This is a genomic window from Amycolatopsis sp. 3B14 (assembly GCF_050958625.1).
GTDB lineage: Bacteria > Actinomycetota > Actinomycetes > Mycobacteriales > Pseudonocardiaceae > Amycolatopsis_E > Amycolatopsis_E thermoflava.
The window spans coordinates 166,762-187,100 of the sequence record NZ_JBHZEN010000055.1 but is presented as its reverse complement, the minus strand read 5'-3'; the positions used below and the strand labels follow the sequence as shown (position 1 = coordinate 187,100).

General features: G+C 72.3%; 16 protein-coding genes. 7 read left to right on the top strand and 9 right to left on the bottom strand.

Features of this window, described 5'->3' with window-relative positions:
* Positions 1-195: 195 nt before the first annotated feature.
* Entirely contained in the window at positions 196-1,644 is a 1,449-nt protein-coding gene (locus ACCP09_RS29105) for an amidase (protein WP_433751804.1), read from the bottom strand.
* A 116-nt stretch (positions 1,645-1,760) separates the two neighbouring features.
* Here ACCP09_RS29105 and ACCP09_RS29100 point away from each other — a divergent pair, with 116 nt between their 5' ends.
* The 3 genes from ACCP09_RS29100 to ACCP09_RS29090 are packed head-to-tail and all read left to right on the top strand — an operon-like array spanning position 1,761 to position 2,804.
* A complete protein-coding gene (locus ACCP09_RS29100; RefSeq protein ID WP_433751802.1) occupies positions 1,761-2,219 on the top strand; it encodes a MarR family winged helix-turn-helix transcriptional regulator in 459 nt (152 codons plus the stop codon).
* Between the two features lie 40 nt (positions 2,220-2,259).
* Positions 2,260-2,478: a hypothetical protein gene (locus ACCP09_RS29095; RefSeq protein ID WP_433751801.1), complete on the top strand. Its 219-nt coding sequence runs from the start codon at positions 2,260-2,262 to the stop codon at positions 2,476-2,478.
* 32 nt (positions 2,479-2,510) lie between these two features.
* A complete protein-coding gene (locus ACCP09_RS29090; RefSeq protein ID WP_378361647.1) occupies positions 2,511-2,804 on the top strand; it encodes a DUF1330 domain-containing protein in 294 nt (97 codons plus the stop codon).
* Positions 2,805-2,819: 15 nt separating this feature from the next.
* Here the strand turns inward: ACCP09_RS29090 and ACCP09_RS29085 are convergent, their stop codons facing one another.
* The 6 genes from ACCP09_RS29085 to ACCP09_RS29060 all read right to left on the bottom strand — a co-directional run bounded on the left by ACCP09_RS29085 (position 2,820) and on the right by ACCP09_RS29060 (position 13,857).
* Positions 2,820-3,146: a YciI family protein gene (locus ACCP09_RS29085; RefSeq protein WP_027929746.1), complete on the bottom strand. Its 327-nt coding sequence runs from the start codon at positions 3,144-3,146 to the stop codon at positions 2,820-2,822.
* Between the two features lie 23 nt (positions 3,147-3,169).
* Entirely contained in the window at positions 3,170-3,616 is a 447-nt protein-coding gene (locus ACCP09_RS29080; RefSeq protein WP_433751798.1) for a pyridoxamine 5'-phosphate oxidase family protein, read from the bottom strand.
* 69 nt (positions 3,617-3,685) lie between these two features.
* Entirely contained in the window at positions 3,686-4,675 is a 990-nt protein-coding gene (locus ACCP09_RS29075) for a malate dehydrogenase (RefSeq protein ID WP_027929747.1), read from the bottom strand.
* Positions 4,672-6,834: an FUSC family protein gene (locus ACCP09_RS29070; protein WP_433751796.1), complete on the bottom strand. Its 2,163-nt coding sequence runs from the start codon at positions 6,832-6,834 to the stop codon at positions 4,672-4,674. The genes ACCP09_RS29075 and ACCP09_RS29070 overlap by 4 nt, the downstream gene beginning before the upstream one ends.
* On the bottom strand, positions 6,831-9,926 hold the full coding sequence (locus ACCP09_RS29065; protein ID WP_433751794.1) for a GH92 family glycosyl hydrolase: 3,096 nt from the start codon (positions 9,924-9,926) through the stop codon (positions 6,831-6,833). The genes ACCP09_RS29070 and ACCP09_RS29065 overlap by 4 nt, the downstream gene beginning before the upstream one ends.
* A 115-nt stretch (positions 9,927-10,041) precedes the next feature.
* A complete protein-coding gene (locus ACCP09_RS29060) occupies positions 10,042-13,857 on the bottom strand; it encodes a GH92 family glycosyl hydrolase (protein ID WP_433751792.1) in 3,816 nt (1,271 codons plus the stop codon).
* A 189-nt stretch (positions 13,858-14,046) separates the two neighbouring features.
* Here ACCP09_RS29060 and ACCP09_RS29055 point away from each other — a divergent pair, with 189 nt between their 5' ends.
* From ACCP09_RS29055 to ACCP09_RS29045, 3 genes are read left to right on the top strand one after another with little or no spacing between them, the layout of a single operon-like run.
* Positions 14,047-14,607, top strand: a complete 561-nt coding sequence (locus ACCP09_RS29055; RefSeq protein ID WP_378361578.1) for a TetR/AcrR family transcriptional regulator — start codon at positions 14,047-14,049, stop codon at positions 14,605-14,607.
* A gap of 38 nt (positions 14,608-14,645) precedes the next feature.
* Entirely contained in the window at positions 14,646-15,320 is a 675-nt protein-coding gene (locus ACCP09_RS29050) for a HEAT repeat domain-containing protein (RefSeq protein WP_433751790.1), read from the top strand.
* Entirely contained in the window at positions 15,314-16,300 is a 987-nt protein-coding gene (locus ACCP09_RS29045) for a HEAT repeat domain-containing protein (protein WP_433751788.1), read from the top strand. Before ACCP09_RS29050 ends, ACCP09_RS29045 begins: the two co-directional genes overlap by 7 nt.
* 7 nt (positions 16,301-16,307) lie before the next feature.
* On the opposite strand, the gene ACCP09_RS29040 is transcribed toward ACCP09_RS29045, so the two are convergent.
* Entirely contained in the window at positions 16,308-17,597 is a 1,290-nt protein-coding gene (locus ACCP09_RS29040) for a M20/M25/M40 family metallo-hydrolase (RefSeq protein WP_027929754.1), read from the bottom strand.
* Positions 17,590-18,417, bottom strand: coding sequence for a M55 family metallopeptidase (locus ACCP09_RS29035; RefSeq protein ID WP_433751786.1), 828 nt, complete (start codon positions 18,415-18,417; stop codon positions 17,590-17,592). The genes ACCP09_RS29040 and ACCP09_RS29035 overlap by 8 nt, the downstream gene beginning before the upstream one ends.
* Before the next feature lie 139 nt (positions 18,418-18,556).
* Between ACCP09_RS29035 and ACCP09_RS29030 the strand changes: the two genes are divergently transcribed.
* Positions 18,557-20,338 (top strand): ABC transporter substrate-binding protein, encoded by a 1,782-nt coding sequence (locus ACCP09_RS29030; protein WP_433751784.1) that lies wholly within the window; start codon positions 18,557-18,559, stop codon positions 20,336-20,338.
* The last annotated feature ends 1 nt before the right edge of the window (position 20,339 follow it).

Genomic DNA, 20,339 nt, shown 5'->3' with positions numbered 1-20,339 from the left:
GCCCCTTCCCTGGCTTTGCGTCAACTCGACGACCAACCACGAGCCCGTGCCCCGGACACCCTCGAGGCCGACATCGCCGGCCCCTCCGACCGAGGCGTGCGGTATGGCGCGGCATACCGGCTCGTCCACACCCGGCGTTTCCGAGCGGACGGCCGACCGGGAGCCTCGCCCTCGGCGGGCCTCCGGCGGGATGCCCTACCTCGGCGCCTGGAAGCCGCCGATTTCCTGCTCCAGCAGTTCGGCCAGCCGCAGCGGGGTGCGGTCCTCGAACATCGGGCCGATGAGCTGCACCCCGACCGGCAGGCCCTCGGGGGAGCGTCCCGCGGGTATCGCGGTGGCGGGCAGGCCGGGCATGGTCGCCACGCCGGCCCAGACGAGCTGGTCGAAGTACGGGTACTCGGCGCCGTCGATGTCGATGCGGCGTTCCATCGGATTCGGGCTGTGGTCGTGCGGGAACGCGGGCGTGGGCGTGATCGGGCACACCACGGCGTCGAACTCGGCGAAGAGCTGCCGCCAGCCGTGGCGGTGGAGTTCGCGGCGGTTGTTCGCCGCGAGCCAGTCGTGGTGGCTGAACACCATGGCGCGCAACCGCACCGCGTCGAGGCTCCGGTCGTCCGCGCTCAGCCCGGCCACGCGGGCCCGCAACTGCTCGTCGTCGACGGGAAAACGCGCGACCGCGCCGGAAATCAGCAACTCCATGTAGAGGGTGGCGGCTTCGGCCAGGTCGGGCAGCAGCCGGCTGTGCTGTTCGACGCGCGCGCCGCCGTCGGCGAGCGCGGCGGCCACCCGGTGTACGCCCGCCCGCACAGCCGCCCCGGTCGGGATGCACGGATGCTCGTGGACGACCAGGACCCGGAAGTCGCTCAGCCGCTCGTGCCGCGCGGGCGGCAGGGTCAACTGGTGCGCCTTGCCGAGCGTCAGCGGGTCCGGCCCGGCCATGACGTCGAGCAGGAGCGTGAGGTCGCGGGCGGTGCGCGCCATCGGACCGACGACGGCGAGGTCGAGGTCGACCGGCAGGGCCGGCCCCGGCGGCGCGACCATGCCGCGGGGCGCCGCCAGCCCGAGCGTCGGCTTGTGCGCGTAGATGCCGCAGAAGTGCGCGGGGGTGCGCAGCGAACCGGCGAGGTCGGAGCCGATGGACAGCGCGCCGAACCCGCACGCCAGGGCCGCCGCCGATCCGCCGGAGGACCCGCCCGCCGTGCGCTCGTGGTCCCACGGGTTGCTGGTGGTGCCGTAGATCTCGTTGAAGGTCTGGATGTCCTGCAACCCGCGCGGCACGTTCGTCTTGCCCAGCACCACCGCGCCCGCGGCCTTGAGCCGCGACACCTGCACCGCGTCCTCCGCGGGCAGGAAATCCCGGTGTTGCGGCATGCCCCAGGTCGTCGGCAACCCGGCGACGTCGTAAGACTCCTTGACCGTCACCGGAATTCCGAGCAGCGGCCGGTCTTCCCCGCGGGCGCGAGCCTGGTCCGCGGCCCGCGCGGCGGCCCGCGCGCGGTCGAAGTCGCGCACACAGATCGCGTTGACGACCTTGTCCTCCCGCTCGATGCGGTCGATGGCCTCTTCGGTCAGTTCGACTGAGGACAGTTCGCCGGCACGCAACGCGGCTGCCAGCTCCTCGGCCGGCTTCACACTCCACTCCATGAATCCGACGCTATCGGCATGCCGGAGAGGGCACAAAATTCCTGTTCCCACAACGAAAAAGTGGGCTGGACGACCACTTACATAAACGATGTATATAAAAGCGCTATGCTTCCGGCGTGAGCCGTCAAGACACCGCTCGTGGCGTGTCCGCCGCCATCGGGGCAGCCCTCTACAGCCTCGCCACCAGCGCCGTGAGACGCCTGCCCCGGGACATGAGCCTGACGGCCGCCGCCGCCCTGGCCACCCTGGACCGGACCGGCCCGCGGCGCGTCACCGATCTGGCCGCGGTCGAAGGCGTCACCCAGCCCGCGATGACCGCCCTGGTCCGGGTGATGGAGGAGTCCGGCCTGGTCGAGCGGCGGGGCGACACGTCCGACAGGCGGGTCACGCTGGTGTGCCTGACCGAGGCCGGCGCCTCCTACGTCCGGACGCGGCGCCAGGCGGGCGTCCACGCGTTCGAGCGGTTGATCGGCGAACTCACCGGCGACGAGGTCGAGGCGCTGGTGGCGGCCCTTCCGGCGCTGAAGCACCTGACAGAGCTCGAAAGCCAGGACCGCGAACGGCCGAAGCAGTGACCGGCAGCCGGCCGGCGGGGTCGCGGTGAAGGCGTTCCCGGTGGCGCGTTCCGCCGCGGGTCCGGACGCGGATCGCCGACCCCTGCTCCTGGCCGGCAGCGCCGCCGTGATCGGCGGCGGCCTCGTCCTCGCCGCGGGCACCGGCCCCGGCTTTCTCTTCCCCGACGACAGCGCTTACACCACCGCGGCGCTGATCGGCATCGGCGCCATGGCGATCACGACGCTGACCAGCCTCGCTCTCGCCCGCCGCCGCTCGTAAGTCAGAGCACCCATCACAACACCGGAGGTTCCATGCCCAAGGGCTACTGGGTCAGCGTCTACCGCACCATTTCCGACCCGGAGAAACTGGCTGCCTACAACAAACTGGCCAGTCCGGCCGTCCGCGCCGCGGGCGGGCGGCCCCTCATCCTTGGCGGCCGGGTCGTCGCGCATGACGGCGGGATCGCCGAGCGCACCGTCCTGGTCGAGTTCGACAGCTTCGAGCAGGCCGTCGCGGCGCGCGAGAGCGCGGCTTATCAGGAGGCGCTGGCCGTCCTCGCCGACGGGGTCGAGCGCGACTTCCGCATCGTCGAAGGCATCGACTGACCGTCCAGCCGGAGTTCAGCTCTGCAGCGGCCACACCTCGACCACCCCGTGCGCCACCGCGCACGGGGTGCCGGCCACCATCCGCGTGGCCTCCTCCAGCGTGTCGGCCTCGATGATCGCGAACCCGGCGACCGGCAGGTCCGACCGCAGGAACGGGCCCGGCGTCACCTGGGCCCCGGCCGCGTCGTGGTTGCGCACCTGCACCGGCTCGCCCGCGATCCCCATCTCGGCCCCGCCGGCGCGCAACCGGGAGTCGTGCTCGTGGGCGGCCGCCCGCACCTCCTCGGCGGTCCGCTCGTAGCCCGCGCTGTCCCCGTAGCCGATGGTGATGAACTTCCCCATCGGGGCACGGTAGCGCCGTCCGGTCAGCCGAGCCAGTGCCCGTCGCGCATGAGGGTGCGTCCCGGCAGCTCGTTGGCCTCCCGCCAGGCCTGCACGCGCGTCGGCCGGATCCGGAAGTACTGGTACGGCTGGGACTCCGCGCGCGGATCGAACCCGGTCCGCACGGAGAACGCCTCGCACACCGCCGCGTCCGGCTCGACCGGCTCGGCGACCCCGTCGACGAGCACGACGTCCCGCGTCGGGCCAAGGCCCAGGCGCACCCGGCCGTCGGCCAGCAGGTTCCGGCTGGTGAGCGAGTCGCGCGGGGTGGCGACGAGCAACGCGGCGCCGTCCCACAGGTAGGACAGCGGGATCAGGTGCACGCCCGCATCGCCGGAACTCGCCACCCACAGGTCGACGTCGGCCTCCAGTCGGGCACGGGTGTCGCGCAGCCGCTCGGCGAGCCCGCGCGGCGGATCGAGCGCAGTCATGATCACCACGCTGACGCCGGAGGGCCGGCCCCTGTCAGGAACCGGCCCTCCGCGCACCACCGGGAAAAATCAGATGAGGCCGAGCTTCTTCACGGCCTCGCGCTCCTCGGCCAGCTCGTTGACCGACGCGTCGATGCGGCCGCGGGAGAACTCGTTGATCTCCAGGCCCTGCACGATCTCGTACTTGCCGTCCTTGCAGACGACCGGGAACGAGGAGATCAGGCCCTCCGGCACACCGTAGGAGCCGTCGGACGGCACGGCCATCGAGGTCCAGTCGCCCTCGGGGGTGCCGTTGACCCAGTTGTAGATGTGGTCGATGGCGGCGTTGGCGGCCGACGCGGCCGACGACGCGCCACGGGCCTCGATGATCTCCGCGCCGCGCTTGGCCACGCGCGGGATGAACTCCTCGGCCAGCCACTTCTCGTCGTTGACGGCCTCGGCGGCGTTCTTGCCCGCGACCTCGGCGTGGAAGATGTCCGGGTACTGGCTGGCGGAGTGGTTGCCCCAGATCGTCAGCTTCTTGATCTCGCTGACCGGGGTGTTCAGCTTCTTCGCCAGCTGGGCGACGGCGCGGTTGTGGTCCAGGCGGGTCATGGCGGTGAACCGCTCGGCCGGGACGTCGGGCGCGTGCGACTGCGCGATGAGGGCGTTGGTGTTGGCCGGGTTGCCGACCACCAGCACGCGGATGTCGTCGGCGGCGCCGGCGTTGATCGCCTCACCCTGCGGCTTGAAGATGCCGCCGTTGGCCTCCAGCAGGTCGGCGCGCTCCATGCCCTTGGTGCGCGGGCGCGCGCCCACCAGCAGCGCCACGTTGGCGCCGGCGAAAGCCTGCTTCGCGTCGTCGAAGATGTCGATGCCCGCGAGCAGCGGGAACGCGCCGTCCTCCAGCTCGAGCGCCGTGCCCTCGGCCGCCTTGACCGCCTGCGGGATCTCCAGCAGCCGCAGCTTCACCGGCGTGTCCGGGCCGAGCAGCTGACCGGACGCGATGCGGAACAGCAGCGCGTAGCCGATCTGGCCGGCGGCGCCGGTTACGGTGACGTTGACGGGGGCTTGGGTCATTGCGTACTCCTGCGGACGGAATCTTGGCTTGTGCTGGTGACCCTATCGCCCTCTGCCTGCGCTGACGTGGTGCGTCGCCTCACGTTCTGCTGAACCGATCGAGTCGAATCGGCCACCGGCACCTCGAACGCCCTGCCCAGCGCGACGATCCCGGCCTCCAGGCGGCCCAGGCTGGTGAGCACGGAGCGTGCCTGGGCGTTGTCCGTCTCACGCGTCTCCGGGGCGGCGGTGTTGCGCACCAGCCTGCCCCGCTCGTCGCCGTCGAGGGCGTCGCGCAGCACATCGACGTTGCGGCTGATCCGCTCGATCACCCCGGTCAGCCGGTCGTCGGCGGGCAGCAGGCCCGGTTCGGAGCGGGCCGCGATCTGCCGCGCCCGGAACGCCAGCCGCTCCAGCGTGCTCATCACGTACCAGCCGTAGTCGCGGCGGCTGGCGAGGCTGATCGGGTGGGTCAGCGGCTCGATCGTGGTGCGCACCTTCTCCACCGAGCGGTCCAGCTCGCGGGAGAGTTCGATCACGTTCACGTTCTCCCGCCCGGACAGCAGCGCCTCGGCCCCGGCCAGGAACTCGCACAGGTCCACCAGCGCCGCGTCGATGTCGGACACCATCACCGTGCGGGTGCGCACCGGCACCACCAGGACCGCCGCGATCAGGCCCGCGGCCGCGCCGATCGCGGTCTCCGCAACCCGCACCCACAGCACCTCGACGCTGAACGTGCCGAGCAGGCTGTAGAGCAGGCCCAGCATGCAGGTGATGAAGAAGGCCATCAGCAGTTGCGACACCCGCGCCACGTAGACCAGGCAGAACACGCACACCAGGATCAGCACGACCGTGGCGGTCGTGTTGCCGGTGACCAGCAGCGCCAGCAGCATTCCGCCGAAGATCCCGCCCAGGGTGCCGGTGACGCGGCGGAACCCCTTCACGAACGTGGCCCCCGCGGTGCTGGTGTTGAGGAAGACCACGAACACCGTGAGCACCGCCCAGTACCAGCGGGCGTCGGAGATCAGCTCGCCGCCGAGCACGGCCAGCCCACCGCCGACCATCGCCTGGATCGCGCTGCGGGTGCGGTTGTCGTAGGCGAGGACCTTCTTGGCTTCCTCCTCGGTCTCTTCCTCGGGCAGTTCGGTCTCGGCCGAGTAGTCCTTCTCGGCGACCCGCTGGGCGTTGACGTCGGCCAGCGCCAGTTCCGCGATGGCGCGGCGCACCTCGTCGCCGGGTTCGGTGCGTTCCTTGAGCCGGCTGCCCGCGACGAGCATCTTGCTGAACTCCTCGGTGTCGCTGATCACCGGCAGGTCGCGGGGATCGCGTTCGATCAGGGAGTCCAGCCGCAGCAGGCTCGCGATCAGGTCGTCGCGGACCGCCTCCGGCAGTGCGTCCGCCTCGGCGGCGCGGCGCACGGTGATCGAGAGCCACTGGCAGGCCAGCTCCACGGCCAGCAGACGGCGGCGCAGCAGCTGCGTGCCGGTCTCGTCGAACAGGTCGCCGATGGTGTCCTCGATCATCAGGACGGCCTCGTGCAGGCGGGTGTCGGCCTTGCGCAGCTGGTTGATCCGCCACTCGCTGCCGCCGCTGGCCAGGCACGCGGCCGCGGCGCGCACGACGGCGCTGATCCGGGCGCGGAACGCGCGGCGGGCCCGCAGCAGCTCACCCTCCGGTCGCCGTCGCAGCACCGCGAACCGCATCACGGCGTTCGCGGCGAGCCCGATCGCCAGGGCGAGGATGTATTCGGGCAGCTGCCGCGGGTGGATCGCGAGGAACATCGCGAAGAAGAACATGAAGAACGACAACGCGCCCATCGCCGTGCCGCGCGGCGCGAACCGCTGCGCGTAGACCGCGAGGAAGATCAGCAACACGAACAGCACGCTGTCCAGCGGGGGAGCGGTGGCGCCGAACGCGGCCACGGTGAGCGAGGCCGACCCGCACAGCATCACCAGCACGAGCGTGATCGCCTGGTCCTTCGGCGTCTTGTCGTTGACGCTGAACGCCGAGTTCATCGCCGCGATGCAGGCCACCATGATCGTCGGAATGGGACGGCCGAGCAGGAGCAGCACCAGGATCGACAGCACGATCCCGCCCACCGCGATCCCGGCCAGCCGCAACCGCACCAGCCCCGGATCGGCGGCGACCAGCCGGTCCTGGGCCACCTTCCACACCCTCATGCACGGCCCCCGAGCAGTTCCCATTCGGTCAGCGCGGTCCGCCGCCCGGTCGCCGCGGTGATCCGCAGCCGGTAGGCACGGTACGTGCCCGGCTCGGGGATGGAGAACGGGCGGGTCTGCCGCCGCCAGGGGAACCGCTCGCCACGGCGTTCGTCCAGCCGCACCCACGACTCCCCGTCGGCGCTGCCCTCCAGCACCCAGTCGCGCGGGTCCCCGCCGCGGGCGGCGGAGGTCAGGGTGTACATCTCCACGCGCGCCGGTTCCCGGACCGCGCACTCGATCACCGGGGTGCGCGAGCGGAAGGTCACCTGCGTGGCGGTGGTGTCGGCGAACAGCTGGGTCACGTCGGTGCCGTCGTCACAGGTGCCGGCGCCGGTCACGTCGGCCAGCGGCGGCGCGCCCAGTGACGGCGGCGGGTCACCCCAGCTCGAGGGGGTGTCCGTCACGTCGAACTCCAGGTGACCGGCGGTGATCAGGTCGGCGTGCGGCAGCCAGGTCGAGTGGTGCGGCTTCCCGTCGATCGTCAGGCCCCGCACGTACGTCCCGCGGCCCGGGGCGCTGATCGTCACCGTCCGCCCGTTCTCCAGGCGCAGCCGGGCCCGCTCGAACAGCGGCGCGGTCAGCACGTAACCCGGGTTGCCCGGCGCCAGCGGGTACAGGCCCAGCGCGGCGAGCACGTACCAGGCGGACATCTCGCCGTTGTCCTCGTCGCCGGGGTAACCCTGCCCGATCTCGCTGCCCAGGTAGCAGCGGGTCAGCACCTCCCGCACGATGGCCTGCGTCTTGGCCGCGGCCCCGGCGTGGCAGTACATCCACGGGATGTGGTGGCTGGGCTGGTTCGAATGCCCGTATTGGCCCAGCCGCACGTCCCGGGCCTCGGTCATCTCGTGGATGATCCCGCCGTAGGACCCCGGCACGCGCCCGGTCTCCGGCGTGGTGAAAAACGTGTCCAGTGTGGACTCCAGCGCCGCGGGGCCGCCGAGCAGCGCGGCCAGGCCGGCGCCGTCGTGCGGCACGGAGAACACGGTGTTCCAGGCGTTGGTCTCGGGCTGGTCGAAGCCCCACCGGGCCGGGTCGTGGTGCTCCGGCGCCCAGCGCCACCGGCCGTCGCGGTGCCGGCCCTGGAAGAACCCGGTGCGCGGGTCGAAGTGGTTGACGTACTGCGCGGCGCGCTGCCGGAAGTACCGGGCGTCGTCGGTGTGCCCCAGCTCCTCGGCGAGCGCGGCGAGGCCGAAGTCGTTGAGGCAGCCCTCCAGCGCCCAGGACAGGCCCTCGTGCGTGGTCAGCGGCGTGAAGCCGAGGAAGATCGACTCCCGCAGGCCCTGCCGCCCGACGCTGCGGCCGGGCGGGGTGACAGTCGCGTTGCGCAGCGCCGCGTCGTAGGCGGCGTGCACGTCGAAGTTCCGCACGCCTCTCCGGTAGGCGTCGGCAAAGGCCACGTCCGAGCTGGTGCCGGTCATCAGGTTCGCGTAGCCGGGGGAGGACCAGCGCGCGATCCAGCCGCCCTCCCGGAACTGCTGCACGAACCCCTCGATCAGCTCCCCGCAGCGTCGCGGCGCCAGCAACGCGAGCGCCGGCCACACCGTGCGGTAGGTGTCCCAGAAACCGTGGTTGACCGACATCGGGCCGTCCACGACCTTCGCCCCGGTCCGGGTGCGGGTGCTCGGCCACCACCGGCGCCGCACCGGGCTGGCGTGCCGGACTCCGCGCGGGGTCTGCTCGTGGGCCGAGTTCGGGTACAGGAACAGCCGGTACAGGCCGGAGTAGAAGGTGGTCAGCTCGTCCGGGGTGGCGCCGTCGATCTCGACCCGGCCCAGCACCTCCTGCCACGCGGCCCGCGCCCGCTCGCGGACCTGCTCGAACGTGGTCCCGGCCGGGATCTCCAGCTCGAGGTTGCGGCGCGCCTGTTCCAGACTGATCAGCGAGGTGGCGATCCGCAGCTCGACCTGGGGCGTGTCGAAAGACAGGTAGCCGGTGTTGGGCCGGCGCAGCCTGCGACCACCGGTGGCGGGCCGGTCGAACGTGCCGTATACGAACAACCGCCGCGCGCCGACCGACAGGCGGCTGCGCGCCCACGTGTGCCCGGTGACCACGCCGCGCGCGGGGTCGACGCGCAGGCCGCCGCGCCGGTTCACGTTGTCGAACAGCACCCATCCGCCCTCGCCGGGGAAGCCGAACCGGATGAACGCGGCGTGGTCGGCAGGCGCGAGGTCGACGGTGATGCCGTTGTCGAAGCGCACCCCGTAGTGGTGCGGCCGGTCGGTCTCGTTGTCATGGGAGAACGGCAGCGCCCGCGCCGTCCGGTCCGCCGTGACCGGACCGATTCCCGGCAGGAATTGGAAGGGGTGCCGGTCGCCCATCCACGGACTCGGCTGGTGGCTGACCGCGAAGGCCTGCAGCTCGGGCCGGTTCTGGGCGTTGTTGCGCCGGTGGTACTCGTACAGCCAGTCGAGTGACCCGGCGTCGGTGACCGGGGTCCAGAAGTTGAAGCCGTGCGGCATCGCGGTGGCCGGGAAGGTGTTGCCGCGGGAGAACTCGTTGCTCGAGTGTGTGCCGCGCGTGGTGCGCACCCAGTCGACCGGGTCCCGCGGGCCTTGGGGCGGCGCGTCGGCGATCGCGACGTCGTCGACCCAGCCCGACACCGGCTCACCCGGCGACGGTTCGGCGAGCAGCACGACCGCCCGCGCGCGACGGCCCGCGGCCTCGCCGAGCGGGTGCCGCACCGGGTTCCACTGGTCGAGGTAGCGGGTCTTGGACTCACCCGCGTCGAGCGCCGACCCCCCGATCAGGGTGCCGTCGTCCAGCTCGACGGCCAGCGCCACGAAGGTGCTGCGCCAGCTCGGCCCGGCGTCGGACTCCGGGAACACCACATAGGACAGTCGGGTGTCCGCGCCGATGACGAAGTCCACTTCGAACAGCACCTGACGGGCCGGTTCGCGGGTGGTGTAGCGGGCGGCGCGCACCCCGGTGAACCCGGCGCCGGGCTTGGCCGCGGGCGCCCGCTCCGGCCCGGAGCCGACGGTCACGACCGGGCCGGAGCGGGGCCGCGGATCACCGTCCTCGAACGACGAGAAGAAGTGGGTCCGGGTCACGTCGCCTACCGTAACCGGCCGCCCCGCTCCCTTCCCGCCGAGCAGTTCCAAGCTGGACAAACCGGGTACCGGCGACCGGTGGTGATGCTCGCGGGCGGTGGGGCGGAGGCGGCAGTCACGTCCCGCCGAGCAGTTCCACCTCCGCCAACCCCGCCGCGCCGCCCGTGCTGCCCGTGATTCGCAGCCGGTAGTGGGCGTAGGCGCCCGGCGTGGCGATCTTGAACGCCCGCGTCTGCTGCCGCCACGTGAACGTCTCCCCGGAGCGGGTGTCCAGCGGCGTCCAGGTCTGCCCGTCGGCCGAGCCCTCCAGCACCCACGCGCTCGGGTCCCCGGCGTCCTTGGCCGAGGTGAGCGTGTAGAAGTTCGCGGTCACCGCGCCGGGCACCGGGCAGTCGACCGTGTCCAGCGGGCGGGCCTGGGTGGCCGAGGTGTTGTCGAACAGCGGCCCGCCGGGCGTGGTCAGGTCCGCCGGCGGCTGGGGCGGCTCGTCGCCCTCGGTGAGCGAGGGCGGCACCTCGGCCGCGCCCCAGCGCGACGGGCTCGGGCCCATCGCGAAGTCGAGCGTGCCGCCGCCCGCGAGCACGTCGTGCGGCAGCGACGTGGAGTTCCACGTCCGGCCGTTGACCCGCAGCCCCTGCACGTAGACGTTGCGGGCGTTGTTCTTCGGCGCGTTGATCACCAGGTCCCGGCCGCCCGCCAGGTGCACCGTCGCCTTGGTGAACAGCGGCGAACCGACCGCGTACTCCGGGCTGCCCATCCGCAGCGGGTAGAACCCGAGCGCGCTGAACACGTACCAGGCCGACATCTCGCCGTTGTCCTCGTCGCCGGGGTAGCCCTGCCCGATCTCGCTGCCCAGGTACAGCCGGGACAGCGCTTCCCGCACCCTGGCCTGCGTCTGCCACGGCTGCCCGGCGAAGTCGTACATGTAGGCGATGTGGTGGGAGGGCTGGTTGGAGTGGCCGTACTGGCCCATCCGCACGTCCCTGGCCTCCCGCATCTCGTGGATCTGCCCGTCGTAGGCGCCGGGGAACCCGGCGGTCTCCGGCGTGGCGAAGAACTGGTCCAGCTTGCGCGCCAGCCCGTCGCGGCCGCCGTAGAGGTTGGCCAGCCCCTGCCCGTCCTGCGGCACGGTGAAGGCCATGTTCCAGCCGTTGGTCTCGGTGTAGTCGTGCCCCCACTCGCGCGGGTCGTACCGGCCGGGTGGGACGCGGAACGCGCCGTCGGCGCCGCGGCCCTGGAAGAACCCGACCGCCGGGTCGAACATGTGCACGTAGTTCTGCGCGCGGCCGCGGAAGTACTCGGCGTTCTCGGCGTACTCGCGGCGGCGCGGGTCGTCCGGCGCGGCCTCGTCGGCGAGTTTCTGCGCCATCATCGCGATGCCGAAGTCGTTGAGGTAACCCTCGATCGCCCACGACATGCCCTCGCCGGTCGACGTCGGCGTGTAGCCGAGGAAGATCGACTGCTCCAGGCCCTTGCGGCCGACGTCCTCGTTGGGCGGGGCGACCGTGGCGTTGCGGATCGCCGCGTCGTAGGCCGCCTGCACGTCGAAACCGCGCACGCCCTTGAGGTAGGCGTCGGCGAAGGCCACGTCGGAGCTGGTGCCGGTCATCAGGTTCGCGTAGCCGGGGGAGGACCAGCGCGCGACCCAGCCGCCGTCGCGGTACTGCTGCAGGAACCCGTCGATCATCCGGCCCGCCACGTCCGGCGTGAGCAGCGCGTAGGCGGGCCAGGTGGTGCGGTAGGTGTCCCAGAATCCGTTGTTGACGTAGATCTCGCCGTCGACGACCTTCGACCCGGTGTGCGTCGGCGTGTCCGGCCCGGCCTTGGGCGAGACCGGGCTCGCGTAGGCGGGGCGCGGGCTGCGCGTGGTGCCGACGTTCTCGAACCCGGAGTTGGGGTAGAGGAACAGCCGGTACAGGTTCGAGTAGAGCGTGGTCAGCTGGTCCCGGCTCGCGCCTTCGACCTCGATCACGCCGAGCTTGCGGTCCCACGCGGCCTGCGCGGCGGAGCGGACCGTCTCGAACGCCGTGCCCGCCGGGATCTCCTGCTCCAGGTTGCGTTTGGCCTGGTCGACGCTGATCAGCGAGGTCGCGATCCGCATGCCCACGGCGCCGCCGCGGCCCGGGTCGAACTTCAGGTAGCCGCGCACGTGGTCCCGTCCCTCGCCGGGCAGCATGTCCCCGCCGGTGACCGGCCGGTCGAAGGCCGCGTAGACGAACATCCGGCCCGCGCCGGCGGAGTTGCCGCTGCGCACATCGGTGAACCCGGACAGCGTGCCCGTCGCCGGATCGAGGGTGAGGCCGCCGGCGTCGTTGACGTTGTCGAAGATCAGGTTCGCGTCGCCGCCGGGGAAGGTGAACCGGAACGCCGCCGCGTGGTCGGCGGGCGCGATCTCGGCCTTGACGCCGTTGTCGAACGTCACCCCGTAGTAGTGCGGTTTGGCGATCTCGTTGGCGTGGTCGAAGGACAGGGCGCGGGCGGCCCGGTTCGCGTCCGGCGCACCGGCGGCGGCCGAGGGCATCACCTGGAACGTCTGCCGGTCGCCCATCCACGGGCTCGGCTCGTGGGACAGCGACAGCGCCTGCAGCGCGGGCCGGTTCTGCGCGTTGTTGCCCTCCTGGTAGCGGTAGAGCCAGTTCACCGACCCGGCGTCGGTGACCGGGGTCCAGAAGTTGAAGCCGTGCGGGACCGCGGTGGCCGGGAAGTTGTTGCCGCGGGAGAACGTGCCGTTGGCGTTCGTGCCGCGGGTGGTGAGCACGTGGTCGGACAGGCGGGCGACGCGGGCCTGCGGCGCGGCGGGCCCGAGCGCGATGTCGTCGAACCAGCCGTTGAACGAGCCGGCGCCGTTCGGGTTGTCGTAGGCGATCAGGATTCGCGCGACGGTCTTGCCGCGGGCGACCGTGCCGATCGCCGAGCGCACCAGGTTCCACTGGTTCGCGTAGAGCGACTTCGCCGCGCCCTGCCCGCGGGGACTGAGCGGGAACCCGTACTGGTCCACCGCGCCGAGGGTGGACAGGTAGGTGCCGTCGGTGAAGGCCAGGTCGACCGAGACGTTCGTGCTCGGGTACTTCAGGTCGTCGCCGGTCAGCTCGGGGAACACCGTGTAGGACAGCTCGGTGTCGGCGCGCACCGGGATCCGCACGTCGAACACCTTGTTGTAGGAGTAGCCGTGCGGCGCGGTCTGGGTGCCGCCGTAGTGGAAGGCACGCAGCCCGGTGAACCCGGCGCGCGGTTTGCTGGTGTAGCCGACGGGCGGGCCGCTGTCCGGGTAGGACCGCATGGTGGGCAGCGGCGGCGGGGCCGGCTGGTCGTCGGCGAGCAGCAGTTCGGCGAGCTGGACGATGTCCGCGCCGCCGTTGGCGGTGATGTCCAGCCGGTAGAAGCGGTGCGTGGCGGTGGCGGCGAGGCGGAACTCCCTGGACTCGAACCGGTCGCCGAACGTCTGCCCGCTCTGGCTGTCCACTGTGGTCCAGGTGGCGCCGTCGTCGGAGCCCTGCAGGGTCCAGTCCCGGGGGTCGCGCTCGGGGGCGTCGTTGGCCGAGGTCAGGCCGTAGCGGGTGATGGCGACCGGCTCGGCGAACTCGATCTGCACCCAGCCGGTGCGGGCGAAGGCGAGCCACTTGGACTCCGGCCTGCCGTCGAGCAGGTTGACCGCGACCTCGCCGGCGCCGGTGTTCTCCGCGCTCGCGGTGGCGCCGGTGGCGCGGCCGCGCACGTCGCCGGGGATGGCCGAGCCGTTCGCGCCGTTCACGCCGGCGGTGAGCGGGCGGCCGTCCGGCCCGGTCTCCACGGTGTCCACCCAGTCCGGCTCGGGCTGGCCGGGTTCGAACGACGACGCGAACCGCACCGGCGCCTCCGCTCCCGCGGGCGGCGCGGCGACCAGACCGGTCATCAGCAGGGCGACGGCCAGCGCGCGAATGGTTCGGACCATGGCAGGCAGCGAAACGCGCAGGCCGGGGCACCGTCAAGCGGCCACGCCAAACCTGGCCCAAACCGGACAAGGACGGGTGAACTCTACACCGCATTCGGCCGCCCGAGGTTTAGCCTGCTCAGCGCCGCCGCGAAGCGCAACGGACCGTTGCAATGCAACGCACCGTTGCGTTGCGGTTAGGCTGGGATCATGCCGACCGGTGCCGGCCCCCGCCGGGTCCAGGAGATCTTCACCGCGACCCTCGACCTGCTCACCGAGCACGGCTACGACGGGCTGACCATCGAGGCGATCGCGCAGCGCGCGGGCGTGCACAAGACGACCCTCTACCGCTGGTGGTCGTCGAAGGACGAACTGCTCGCCGCCGCGGTGACCGGCTCGGCGCTGCTGGAGTTCCCGGTCGCCGACACCGGCAGCCTGCGCGGCGACCTGCTCGCCGTCGCCACCCGCCTCTCCCGGCTGCTGACCCGCCCGGCGACCGCGGCGGTGCTGGCCGCCGTGCCGGGGCGCCCGCTCCTGGCCGAGGCCACGAGCGCGTTCTTCACCGGCAGGCTCACCCGCGACCACCCGGTCTTCACAAGGGCCGTCGAACGGGGCGAGCTGGCGGCGGACAGCGACGCGGACCTGGTCGTGGACCTGCTCGCCGGCGCGCTGTGGTTCCACCTGCTGCTCTGCGGCGGCAGCGCCGACCGGCGCTACCTGGCCCGGCTCGTCGATTCGGTCCTGACCGGCGTCCGCGCCCGGCGCGCTTGACGTTGACACTGTGACAAGGTCTTCACTGGGACGCGGAGGTGGTTCCGATCAACCCGACACACCGCGACCTGCTCGGCGCCCTGAACGCCGGGAACCCGTCCACGCGGCTCAAGGCCGCGCTGGCGGCAGGCACACACCCCGACCCCGGTCTCCTCGGTGAGCTCGTGGCCCGCAGCGCGGTCGAGCCGGACTTCTTTGTGCGCGACATGCTCACCTGGGCGCTGACCCGGCTGCCGGCGGAGATCACGGTGCCCCGGCTCCTCGACGAGCTCGCGAACGCGCGGGCTCAGGCGCGCAGCCAGGCGCTGCACACCCTGTCCAAGATCGGCGACCGGCGCGCGTGGCCCGCGATCACCCGCGCGTTGCTGCACGACGCCGACGACGAGGTCGCGCGCAGCGCGTGGCGGGCCGCGGTCGTCCTCGTGCCCGACGAGGAGCGCGCCGCGCTGGCCGAGGACCTGGCCGCGCAGCTCGGCCGCGGCGACCGGGCCGTGCAGCTGAGCCTCAGCCGGGCGCTCGTCGCGCTCGGCGGCGACGTGGCCGAGCCCGCCCTGCGGACCGGCCTGGCGAGCGGGGACCCGGTGGTGCGCGCGCACGCCCGCGCCACGCAGCGGCTCCTGCGCGACCCGGACGCCGGGTTCGCCCCGGACGTCGAGGAGGCGAAACGGGTGGCCGCGCTCGGCCCGGAACACGCGGCGGGCACGTCGTGCTGATCGGCGAAGTGGCGCGCCGCTCGGGGGTGAGCACGCGGATGCTCCGGCATTACGACACCCTCGGGCTGGTGCGCCCGACCGGCCGCACGGTCGGGGGCTACCGGGAGTACTCGGACGAGGACATCCGCCGGATCTTCCACGTGGAGAGCCTGCGGTCGCTCGGGTTGTCGCTGCGCCAGATCGGGCGTGCGCTGGCCGACCCCGGTTTCACACCGTCCACTCTGGTCGCCGACCTCATCCGGCGCACCGAGGACCGGATCCGGCGGGAGCAGGAGCTGCTGGAGCGGCTCCGGGCGGTCGACGCCTCGGCGCCGTCGGGCTGGCCGGACGTGCTGCGCATCGTGGCGCTGCTGCACGGGCTGAACTCGCCCTACGCGGCGCGGCGGCAGCAGGCCGCCCTGACCGAGGCCGTGCCGGTGCCGGCCGAAGTGCTGGCGGAGGCGGTACTGGCCGAACCCGACGCGAACGTGGCAGGCGCGCTGCGGTGGGCGCTCGCGCGCGCCGGCGGCGACGGGGTGGCCAGCCTGGCGGCCGGCCTGCGCGCCGAGGACGTCGAGGTCCGGCGGCGCGCGGTGCTGGCGATCGCGGAGATGCCGGGAGACGAGGCGACCGAGGCGCTGACCGGAGCGCTCGCGGACCCGGATCCGACGGTGCGCAGGCACGCGGCGCTGGCCCTGGGCCGGTCCGGCGTCGCCGCGGCGGTGCCGGCGCTGGTGGACATGGTGGTGGACGGTGACGGCGACGTGGAAGCGGCTGAGGCGCTGGGCGCGCTGGCACTGGACTCCGGGCACGCGGAGCAGGTGATGAGCGCGCTCACCGGCGAACTCGCCGCGCACGCCACGGACTCCGCGGTGCGGCTCCGCCTGACCCAGGCGCTCGCCGAGATGCCGCCACCCCTCGCGCACGACGTCCTGCGGCAACTGGCGCACGACGACGACCGCGCGGTGGCCCTCCTCGCCACGGCCCTGCTGGGGGAGTGATGCCCGGTCAGCAGTGGGTGAGGAAGTGCTCCAGGACGCGCTTCCCGAAGTGCAGTCCCTCCAGCGGCACCCGCTCGTCGACGCCGTGGGCCATCGCCCGGTACTCGAAGCCCTCGGGCAGCCACAGCGGCGCGAAGCCGTAGCAGGCGATGCCCAGTGGGCTGAACGCCTTGGCGTCCGTGCCGCCGCCCATGCAGTACGGCACCACGACCGCCTCCGGGTCCTGCGACCGCAGCGCGTCGGTCATCGCGGCGAACCACGGGGAGTCCACCGGCGCCTGCACGGCAGGCTGGTGCGCCACGAACTCGCGCGTGACGTCCGGCCCGAGCAGCTCGTCGAGCTCGTCCAGCAGCTGCTTCTCGGTGCCCGGCAGGGTCCGGGTGTCGATCTGGGCCTGCGCCAGGCTCGGGATCACGTTCACCTTGTACCCGGCGTCCAGCATCGTCGGGGTGGTGCTGTTGCGGATGGTCGGCTCGACGAGCTTCGCCGCCGGGCCCAGCCGCGCCACCGTGCCCTCCACATCGGACAGATCCACTTCGACGCCGAGCGCCGCGCCGGTGCGGACCAGGAACGCCTCCACCGTCGGGGTCAGCGTGACCGGCCACTCGTGCGCGGCGATCCGGTTCAGCGCCTCGATCAGCCGCACCACCGCGTTCTCGTGGTTGGGCCGCGAGGCGTGTCCCGCCCGGCCTCGCGCGGTCAACCGCATGTGCGCGGTGCCGCGCTCGGCCGTGCCCACCGGGTATAGCCGCTTGACCGAGCCGTCGGCCGCGGGCACATGGTAGGTGTAGCCGCCGGACTCGCTGATCGCGGCCACACACCCGTCGAACAGCTCGCGGTGCTCGTCGGCCAGCCAGTGCGCCCCGTACTCGCCGCGGTCCTCCTCGTCGGCCACGAACGCCAGCACCAGGTCACGCCGCGGCCGCAGCCCGTCCGCGACCGCGGTCAGCACCATCGCGATGAAGTCCTTCATGTCCACCGCACCCCGGCCCCACAGGTAGCCGTCCCGGACCTCACCGGCGAACGGCGGCACCGTCCAGTCCGCGGCGTCGGCGGGCACCACGTCCAGGTGCCCCTGCACGAGCAGCGCCGGCAGCGTGGGGTCGGCGCCCGGGAGCCGGGCGACCACGTTGGTGCGCCGCGGCGCGGACTCCAGCACCACCGGTTCGAGGCCGGCGCCGGCGAGCACGCCCGCGACGAACTCCGCCGCGTCCCGCTCACCCTCGGCGTCGCCGTGGCCGCGGTTGGTGGTGTCGAACCGCAGCAGCTGCGCGCACAGACTCTCGACGTTAGCCATACTTCCCCTGCACCGCGCCCGCGGCGATCGCCGTGACCACCTTGAACGCCTTCATCGCTTCGGTCATCGATGCCGCGTCGAAACCGACCCGGCGTACACCGGTCTGCTCGACGGTCGGCACCACCGCGGCGGACTGCGCCAGGTGGCTCGCGTCGAACTCGACCTCGATGCGGTGCGCGGCGACCGCACCCGGCGCCCGCACCGCACGGTCCATGCTCGCCCGTGCGGCCGCGCTCAGCATCTCGGCGGTCCTCGACGGGGGAAGGCAGATCGCGGCGTAGCGGCTCACGCACTCCTTGACGGCGACCAGTTGCGCGCCCGGCGCGTAGTCCGCGGCGTCCTCACACGTCCGGTCGTCGCCGGACACCAGCAGCACCGGCACCCCGTGCTCGGCGGCGAGCGCGGCGTTCAGGCGGCCTTCGCTGGCCGGCACCCCGTCCAGCCACACCCCGGTGATCTGGTTCTCCAGGTAGGTGTGCGACAGCACGCCGTCCGCGCCCGCCCCGGCGTGGTAGCCCAGGAACACCACCCCGTCCACGCCGGAGTCGATGCCCTGCATCATCGACAGCGGCTTGTGCCGGCCGGTGAGCAGGCGGGCCCGGTCGTCCAGGTCCTCCAGCAGCAGGTTGCGCTGCGACGAATGCGCCTCGTTGACCAGCACGTCGCTCGCCCCGCCCGCGTGCAGGCCGCGGACCACCGCGTTGACGTCCCCGGTGAACAGCCGCCGGAAGCGCTGCCATTGCTCGGTGCCCGGGACGACGTCGTCGGTCCAGGTGACACCGGTGGCGCCCTCCATGTCCGCCGAGATCAAGATCCGCATGGTCCAGACCTTACGTCACGGCTCGGCAACACCACCCGTGAGTCGTTGACTCCACGTGCTTGGAAGTGGTTACTTTCCGGTTTCGGAATCAGCCAGAGAGGTGGGACCTGTGGGGATGCGTTTCCCGAGACGAACGCGCGTGGGCGCGGCGGTGGCCGCCGCGGCGCTGGTGGCGGGCCCGTTCGTGCCCGCGGCCCAGGCGCAGCAGCAGGGCGGCACGGTGCTGCGCGTGGCACTGGTGCAGGAGATCGACCACCTGAACCCGTTCCTCGCCTCGTTCGCCTCCAGCACCATGGTCGGGCGCATGACCTGGGAGTTCCTCACCCTGCCCTCGGCCGAGGACAACACCCCCGCGCCAGGCCTGGCCGAGTCCTGGTCCACCTCGCCGGACAAGCTCACCTGGACCTACCGGATCCGGGACGGCGTCAGGTGGTCCGACGGGCAGCCGGTCACCGCGAAGGACGCCGCCTACACGTTCACGCGGATCATGACCGACGAGAACGCCCAGGAAGCCAACGGCACCTACGTCGAGAACTTCGAGTCGGTCACCGCCACCGACGACCGCACCCTGGTCATCAAGACCAAGACCCCGCAGGCCAGCATGACCGCGCTGGACGTGCCGATCGTGCCCGAGCACATCTGGGCGAACCAGCCGAACATGACCGATCCGGCCACCGACTCGGTGCCCGTCGTCGGCGTCGGCGACGGCCCGTTCCTGATCACCGAGTACCGGCCGAACGAACTGGTCCGGCTCAAGGCCAACCCGGACTACTGGCGCGGCCGCGCCAAGATCGACGAGCTGCAGTTCATCAGCTACAAGAACTCCGAGGCCGCGGTCAACGCGCTGAAGAACAACGAGGTCGACTTCGTCAACCGGCTCACCTCGACCCAGTTCGACACGCTGAAGAACGCCGAGGGCGTCACCACCAACCAGGCGATCGGCCGCCGCTACCGCGAGATCATCGTCAACCACGGCGCCCAGACCCAGTCCCGCCAGCCGATCGGCGACGGCAACCCGGTGCTCAAGGACGTCCGCGTGCGGCAGGCCATCGCCCGCGCCCTGGACCCGCAGACCCTGGTGGACAAGGTGCTCGGCGGCTACGGCCAGACCGGCGGCGGCATCGTGCCCGCCTCCTTCCCGGCCTACCACTGGGAGCCCACGGCGAACGAGCGCTACACCTTCGACCCGGCGGCCGCCAACGCGCAGCTCGACCAGGCCGGCTACCCGCGCGGCGCCGACGGCACCCGCATCGGCCCGGACGGCAAGCCCATCGAGCTGCGGCTGCTCGGCCGCGCCAGCGAGGACTTCGCCCAGCGCGCCTCCGACTACGTGATCAGCTGGCTCGGCGCCATCGGCATCAAGGCGACCAAACAGCTGGTCTCCGACAACGAAGTCGACGAGCGCACCAACAACGGCACCTACGACCTCGCGTTCTCCGGCTGGGGCACCAGCCCGGACCCGGACTACATCCTGTCGAAGCAGACCTGCGCCGCCCTGCCCGCCGTGGCGGGCAGCAGCAGTAGCACCGCCTTCTTCTGCGACCCCGAGTTCGACCGCCTCTACGCCGCCGAGAGCACCGAGTTCGACCCGGCCAAGCGCGCCGACTTCGTCAAGCAGGCCCAGGCCCGCTACTACAGCCAGGTGCCCAGCATCGTGCTGGACTACGACAACGTGCTCGAGGCCTACCGCTCGGACAACTTCGCGAGCTTCACCAAGCAGCCCGCGGGCACCGGCCAGATCATGGAGCAGAGCGGCTACTGGGGCTTCTACGGCGCGACCCCCGCCGAGGGCGGCTCCACCGCGAGCGGCGGCCTGTCCGGCGGCGCCTGGATCGCCGTCGGCGCCGGTGTCCTTGTCGTGCTGGTCATCGCGGGCACGGCGGCCGGGCGGCGCCGCAGGTCCGCCGACGACCAGGAGTAGG

Coding starts and splice junctions, on each gene's coding strand:
- ACCP09_RS29090 (WP_378361647.1), top strand. CDS start 2,511: ATGCCCAAGGGCTACTGGGTCAGCGTCTACCGCACCATTTCCGACCCG.
- ACCP09_RS29080 (WP_433751798.1), bottom strand. CDS start 3,616: ATGACTGCGCTCGATCCGCCGCGCGGGCTCGCCGAGCGGCTGCGCGAC.
- ACCP09_RS29035 (WP_433751786.1), bottom strand. CDS start 18,417: ATGCGGATCTTGATCTCGGCGGACATGGAGGGCGCCACCGGTGTCACC.
- ACCP09_RS29060 (WP_433751792.1), bottom strand. CDS start 13,857: ATGGTCCGAACCATTCGCGCGCTGGCCGTCGCCCTGCTGATGACCGGT.
- ACCP09_RS29040 (WP_027929754.1), bottom strand. CDS start 17,597: ATGGCTAACGTCGAGAGTCTGTGCGCGCAGCTGCTGCGGTTCGACACC.
- ACCP09_RS29085 (WP_027929746.1), bottom strand. CDS start 3,146: ATGGGGAAGTTCATCACCATCGGCTACGGGGACAGCGCGGGCTACGAG.
- ACCP09_RS29055 (WP_378361578.1), top strand. CDS start 14,047: ATGCCGACCGGTGCCGGCCCCCGCCGGGTCCAGGAGATCTTCACCGCG.
- ACCP09_RS29070 (WP_433751796.1), bottom strand. CDS start 6,834: ATGAGGGTGTGGAAGGTGGCCCAGGACCGGCTGGTCGCCGCCGATCCG.
- ACCP09_RS29105 (WP_433751804.1), bottom strand. CDS start 1,644: ATGGAGTGGAGTGTGAAGCCGGCCGAGGAGCTGGCAGCCGCGTTGCGT.
- ACCP09_RS29075 (WP_027929747.1), bottom strand. CDS start 4,675: ATGACCCAAGCCCCCGTCAACGTCACCGTAACCGGCGCCGCCGGCCAG.